The sequence below is a fragment of the Breznakibacter xylanolyticus genome (assembly GCF_003254275.1).
In the GTDB taxonomy this organism is placed as follows: Bacteria; Bacteroidota; Bacteroidia; order Bacteroidales; family Marinilabiliaceae; genus Breznakibacter; species Breznakibacter xylanolyticus.
The window spans coordinates 1-4,645 of sequence record NZ_QKZK01000071.1 but is presented as its reverse complement, the minus strand read 5'-3'; the positions used below and the strand labels follow the sequence as shown (position 1 = coordinate 4,645).

Below are 4,645 nucleotides of genomic sequence, written 5' to 3'. Positions count from 1 at the left end.
GGAGTTAAGTATTTGATTCGCTTTCATTACCGTTTTGCGGCACTTTCTAGTTTTTATTGCTTGAGAAGGATTGAGCTGTATCTATCCACAAACATAGATTTTTACCCTAAACCTGCTTTTGAGAGTGATGTTCCATATTTTTACAAATTGACTCCAGATATTAAATCGAATACGAAGAATGAAGATGATTTAGTGAATGATGGTGAATGGCATGTGAGTACAAGTTACTATGTTGCCAATGGTGGTGAAAAGTATGTTACTTTTGGTGTTTTTCAGCAGGGTGAGAAGTTTAATAAATTAATGGATGATTATAATCGTAATGGTTATGTATTGCAAATTAATAATTACAAAGAATCATTATTTTTTAATAAGAAGTTTAAGAACGATGATTGGTTGATTCGTATAAATCCTTTGTATTTTATGAATGCTGATGAAGAGGTTTTAATGAAGGAGTTTAAAAAAGAAAAGTCTTTACTCCAAAAAGAACGTCCCTATAAATTTCCTTATTATTTTATTGATAATATATCAGTTGAACAGGTGGTGTCAGATGATTGTCATCAATGAATAACCCGCTGCTTTACTCCGATCCCAGGGATACTGGTTTGAGGATTGGTACGACTATTTAAATCCGATGCATTACCTTGGTGCAACCATGGACTTTATTAATGATAATACAGTTGAATTAAGAAAAGCCATGGTTGATATCGGCGTGCCGGATTTTAATGCAGGATATAACACTTCGCAAGGAACATATCATTCTATTGGTAACAGTGGAAATATCTACCACAATCAGTTATTAGCTACTGATGAAATACTTGGAAGAACAACCATTACTTTTAATCAACCAATGGGGCAGGCTGGAGCTAACTTTATTGCAAACATGGGAGTGCCGGGTGAAAATGTGAGGATACCCGCAGGAGGAGGAATTGAACAACACTATAGGAATCTGATTAACGATAGGAAATACGCTTCTGCAGTACAGTACCTCATTAAAAGTTATGGGCTTGATAAGGGGGTAGAAGGAAAATATAAAGTTTCTGTAATTGTAATGAACGACAACAAAACATTTGGCTTAACACATGGTGGCCCAGGAGAAATACACCTTGTTGAGTTTAACCGATTTTCATTGCGTTATAATAACTTTGGAACTATAGTAAGGGGTACCTACCATGAGTTTATCCATGTAAACCAACGGGAAAATGGTTTATTGAACAGCAACGAACGAGAATTCCTTGCATACTATGGATCAATTGTGAACTCAGAACTTCCTGCTGCATTGAGTACAGATGTAGCATCATGGAAAAGTAATGCACAAGGTTATTATAACGCAATGCCTATCTCTTCACAGCTATACTATCTTCCGCAAATCATTAATTTATCCTTTTATTAACACCAACAAATATGAACGCATTAAATATTTGCACCATATATTTAGCCCTGTTTTTGCTATGCTGGGGCTGCCTAAGGAGACAAGAGCGCATTGTCCCATTTAACGAAATCGAGATTTGCGATTTGAACTTTAGTTTACAATTGGACACTTGCTTTAGTTCTACTTTGACAGATTAAAAATCGCTTTAATTTTCAATCTAGTTTATTTGGTTATTATATTGAATAATAGTATATTAGCACCACAAAACAACAAAGATAACTTTTGCAATGGGTAACGGGCAGTTACAAATAGAATAAAGAAAAATCAAAATTATGGTAAAACACTGATTGATGCCTCTAGGCGTCTATGTGCTTATGTATCAGATTACCATATCTTTTTCAAAAACAAAACCAAGTCTAACTCCGATAAAGCACGGCTATACATTGAAGGGATCGTGACCAGTGAATTAAACAACATTGAGCGAATCAGCGAAACGCTCGATTCTGCTTACCATGCGATGCACCATTTTATCAGCGATTCCAAGTGGGATGCCCGTTCGGTGATGGATAAAGTGGCAAAAGATGTTTCCCAATCGTTGCCCAAACAAACACTGACGGGGTTGTTGATAGATGAAAGCGGCTGGGAAAAAAAAGGAAACAAAAGCGTAGGGGTTGGGCATCAATACTGTGGCAATGTGGGTAAAACGGCCAATTCGCAAGTTGCAGTTTACGGCAGCCTGTGCAATGGCAAAAACGCGTCACTGGTAGATTGCCGTTTGTACCTGCCCGCTTCGTGGACAAATGATGGCAAACGTTGCGATCAGGCAGACATCCCCATTGAAGAAAGGGTTTTTAAAACCAAACAAGAACTCGCGGCCGACATCATCAAGCACCAACTGGCAATGGGAATCAATTTTGATTATGTGGGTGGCGATGGATTATATGGCAACGATGCTGCCTTTGCCCGTGAAATCAACAACATGGGGCTGGTTTATATGCTCGATATCCCCTCCGACCAGCAAATATTCTTGGAAAAGCCAGAACTAGCCATCCCCGAACGGAAATCGTCCAAAGGCCCTTCCCCCACAAAATTAAAAGCCAGCACCGACCATACCACTGCATGCAAATACATTAGCTCATTAAGCCCATCAGACTGGAAGACAATCAATATCAGGGATTCGGCCAAAGGGATATTGAAAGGGCTGTTCCATTTTAGGACTGTGTACATTTGGGACAAAAACATAAACACAGTCGAAAACCGGCTACTGGTGGTCTCAAAACGAAAGACCAGGGACAGTGAGGAAATCAAATACTCCTTTACCAATGCGTCATTGGGGCAATACACAGAACAAGCCATCGCCTACATGCAGGCACAGAGGTTTTTTGTCGAGCATAGTTTCAAAGAGCAGAAGCAAATCCTAGGAATGGATCAGTTTCAGACACGAAAATGGTTACCATGGCATCACCAAATCGCACTGAACATGATGGTTGGGTGTTTTATCCTCAAAGAAAAGTTGTTTAACCAAGATGAAATCCCGATTCTCTCGGCAAGAGATATAATGGACTTCTTGCACTTCAAGTTTTACAAAGAAATGACGGAAGAAAGATTACTTAGGCAATTAAAAGAACGACACATAAAACGACAATACGACATAGACCACTGTTATTCAAAACAGTAAATGTGTCAAAGTAGAATTAGTTTGTCTCAAAACAAAACAGTTAAATTACTTATTAAAAACATAGGCATAAAAGAGGCTAATCTTCCTGAATTACGAACGGGTTATAAAGATGACCCCTTAGTATGGTTCTATCTTGAAATCATGATTAAGGGAGATATCTCTGATTATTATACAACAGTTGCTTACAAGGATCTAGATTATAGCAACTACTTAGGATCCGAGGATGAAGTGTTAAAATCCAATGAGGTTAAAGATTTTACTTTAGTTTTGGATTTTGTTCATGACCTCTCAAAGGCCGGAAATTACAAGGTGAGGGGCGTGTCCAAGTTAAAAGGATGTGCAGGCCATGCCACACCATGGTACAACTTCAAGGTGGAATAGTCTTTTGATTTCCAATGTCATGGATCCTCTATTAGGCGTAGCGAGTATAACGATTGTTCGGCGTAGCGTCCCGCTACGTCGTTTCTATTCGGCCTCTGGCCACAACAGCCTTTATCAGTTTTGGACACATGAGAACCATGCCGAACGTATCTACAGCGATAAATTTATAGAGCAAAAAATAGAATATATCCACCAAAATCCAGTACGAGCCAGCTATGTGCGCTTGCCTGAAGATTTTGTTTTTTCAAGTGCCAGTAATTATGCCGGATTGCCATCGGTGCTGGAGGTGGAAATAATGTCACTGGCTAGGAAAACAATTAAATAGCGTGGCCGGAGGCCTTTGATTGACGACGTAGCGGGACGCTACGCCGAACGGGGGAATTCCACCATCGAAAAGACTGGAGAAATTAAAAGGAAGCGATTTTTACAGTATTCGGATTAACGACCAATGGAGAATCGTTTTTCGTTGGGAAAACAACCAAGGTTACGAGGTCGAGATTGTTGATTACCACTAAAAAAGAGAGGATTTAAAAAATGAAAGCACTTGCAAATATTCACCCGGGAGAGATCTTATCGGAAGAATTTCTGAAACCAATGGAAATTTCAGCATACAGACTTTCAAAAGATACTGAAATCCCCCAAACAAGGATTTCTCAAATATTGAAAGGCAATCGAAGAATAACTGCTGATACTGCAATGAGATTGAGTTCATATTTTGGAAACTCACCTAAATTTTGGCTTGGATTACAAGACGATTATGATATTGAGGAGGAGAAAAATACTCACTCGGAAGTTTTACACGGATTAGAATGATAAGAAAAAACGCACCACAACATCAACATAACTTATGATGGAGTTTGTCATTTTTGGGGCGGTCAATTGCCCCCTTCAACTTGGTAACGGTTTGATAAGATTCACACCCATGCTCGGCGTAATTTGCAATTACGCCATTAAGTTTGTCGTTTGTAACGACAACCTGCAATTGCAAAACAATTATTGCGGATTTTATTGAATGCAACAGTGAATAGTCGAAGACTACAGATGTGAAGACGACGAAGTCACAGACTTCGCCGAGCCCGGGGAGGTGCCGTGATACCGCTTCTGTTCGGTTGGCTGGTGGATCTGATGAAAGGCACCGGAGCTCTCACCCCCGAAATTTTTCAGCGTGCCTACTGGATTTTGGTGTTGCCTTATTTGTTTATTCTTTATTATAGTGT

At 39.4% G+C, this 4,645-nt stretch carries 7 protein-coding genes; all 7 read left to right on the top strand.

What is annotated here, in order from left to right; all coding sequences use genetic code 11:
- Window positions 1-564: hypothetical protein (locus LX69_RS17900; protein ID WP_170124458.1), on the top strand; the 564-nt coding region annotated here is incomplete at its 5' end.
- Between the two features lie 67 nt (window positions 565-631).
- Window positions 632-1,390, top strand: a complete 759-nt coding sequence (locus tag LX69_RS17260) for a hypothetical protein (protein ID WP_111447270.1) — start codon at window positions 632-634, stop codon at window positions 1,388-1,390.
- 433 nt (window positions 1,391-1,823) lie between these two features.
- A complete protein-coding gene (locus LX69_RS17255; RefSeq protein WP_245935054.1) occupies window positions 1,824-3,047 on the top strand; it encodes an IS701 family transposase in 1,224 nt (407 codons plus the stop codon).
- A gap of 21 nt (window positions 3,048-3,068) precedes the next feature.
- Window positions 3,069-3,428, top strand: a complete 360-nt coding sequence (locus LX69_RS17250; RefSeq protein WP_146260796.1) for a hypothetical protein — start codon at window positions 3,069-3,071, stop codon at window positions 3,426-3,428.
- Window positions 3,429-3,447: 19 nt separating this feature from the next.
- Window positions 3,448-3,753, top strand: coding sequence for a hypothetical protein (locus tag LX69_RS17645; protein ID WP_146260795.1), 306 nt, complete (start codon window positions 3,448-3,450; stop codon window positions 3,751-3,753).
- Window positions 3,754-3,808: 55 nt separating this feature from the next.
- The gene (locus LX69_RS18285; RefSeq protein ID WP_111447272.1) at window positions 3,809-3,943 is read left to right on the top strand and encodes a type II toxin-antitoxin system RelE/ParE family toxin; all 135 of its coding nucleotides are present in this window, start codon (window positions 3,809-3,811) and stop codon (window positions 3,941-3,943) included.
- A 19-nt stretch (window positions 3,944-3,962) separates the two neighbouring features.
- The gene (locus tag LX69_RS17240; protein ID WP_111447267.1) at window positions 3,963-4,241 is read left to right on the top strand and encodes a HigA family addiction module antitoxin; all 279 of its coding nucleotides are present in this window, start codon (window positions 3,963-3,965) and stop codon (window positions 4,239-4,241) included.
- Window positions 4,242-4,645 lie beyond the last annotated feature (404 nt).

Coding starts and splice junctions, on each gene's coding strand:
- LX69_RS17260 (WP_111447270.1), top strand. CDS start 632: ATGCATTACCTTGGTGCAACCATGGACTTTATTAATGATAATACAGTT.
- LX69_RS17240 (WP_111447267.1), top strand. CDS start 3,963: ATGAAAGCACTTGCAAATATTCACCCGGGAGAGATCTTATCGGAAGAA.
- LX69_RS17645 (WP_146260795.1), top strand. CDS start 3,448: ATGGATCCTCTATTAGGCGTAGCGAGTATAACGATTGTTCGGCGTAGC.